Origin of the sequence: Bartonella sp. CL162QHHD (assembly GCF_042195435.1) — a bacterium.
Lineage (GTDB): Bacteria > Pseudomonadota > Alphaproteobacteria > Rhizobiales > Rhizobiaceae > Bartonella.
Map to the genome: position 1 here is coordinate 1 of NZ_JBHIOG010000072.1, position 1,171 is coordinate 1,171.

The window sequence follows — 1,171 nt, forward strand, 5'->3', positions numbered from 1 at the left end:
ATCACGTGCAAAAGCACCGCGTGAAGCCGTTGATAAATTGGCAATAGAAATGCGTGCAAAGCGCTTCGGTTTAACGCTACAGGAGGCAAAAAATCCACTTTCTGGGTCTTACATAGGGCGGCTTTGCTTGCAAGGCGTGCTTACTCAAGAGCAATACGACGCCGCCCAGCAATATCTACAGATAAGAAACGATTACCTTTGTGCAAAAGGCTTGCCTAATGCAATTTATGACGAAATGCCGTCATCATCTGATGATAAGGCAAGAGATAAATGGGTAGCATTTGCAACAGAGCAGTTTATCAACATGCAAGAGGCACTAAAAGAAGCACAATGCCTTTATAGACAGTATAATCTTCACGCTGCGCTACAGTACCTCGTGATAGAAGATCAAATGCTACCACATCTTGTGAATTCGCTGCGTGTTGCTCTTAACGTGCTTCAGATTTTACAAAAATAACTATCAATAGAATATGGAGGGAATGGCAATAACAGCTAAGGCGGTCATTATTGCAAATAAAAACGCAGGAATCTTTAGTCTAAATCGCCAGAGTATGTTAATCGGAAGAGACATTATGGTGATTATTATAAAGCTTATTATGAGCCATTCCTTTATCTTTTTATTAAAATGGCTTATTTTTTTATCAACAACATCAAAGCGATAACATTCTCCATTTTCGGACTTCATATATAAAGGAATATCGCTTTTTTGAAATATGTTCCTATAAACATTTCCTAATTTATTTACTAGCTTATCACATGGTGTTGTCCCTTGGTTGTTTAAGATATAAAAGCTAAAAGCTAACATTCCGATAATGATTACACCTATTAAAATGAAGCGTTTAGACATAGTTTATCCATTATTTTTCATTGCAAGTAGCTCTTATAAGCGATTCCCTTTGAAATTATCAATATGTGTTATTTTAGTGTTGACAAAGTGTAGCAAATCGTATTTAATGACATTGCTGTACTTGGTCGTACTGTATCTAGACGAGAGGCAGTGCAGTTTGGAATCCCCGCATTTGCGGGGTTTTTTATTATCTGGAGGGCGTATTTTATGACATCAGAAAATACACAGCAGGCTCCACAACCGATTAAAAAGCGTATACCCCCAAAGGCAGGTCAAGGGCGTGTCAAAGGCGTTCCGAATAAGATGACGCGCATTTTAAAAGAA

Annotated in this window: 2 protein-coding genes; one reads left to right on the plus strand and one right to left on the minus strand. The window is 38.1% G+C overall.

All coding sequences use genetic code 11. From position 1 onward, the window contains the following. Nucleotides 1–457: hypothetical protein (locus ACFILD_RS08100; RefSeq protein ID WP_375665027.1), on the plus strand; the 457-nt coding region annotated here is incomplete at its 5' end. A 3-nt stretch (nucleotides 458–460) separates the two neighbouring features. Here the strand turns inward: ACFILD_RS08100 and ACFILD_RS08105 are convergent. After that, entirely contained in the window at nucleotides 461–847 is a 387-nt protein-coding gene (locus tag ACFILD_RS08105; RefSeq protein WP_375624514.1) for a hypothetical protein, read from the minus strand. Between the last annotated feature and the right edge of the window lie 324 nt (nucleotides 848–1,171).

Bases quoted from the DNA above. Each gene is read 5' to 3' on its own strand.
- ACFILD_RS08105 (WP_375624514.1), bottom strand. From the start codon at position 847: ATGTCTAAACGCTTCATTTTAATAGGTGTAATCATTATCGGAATGTTA.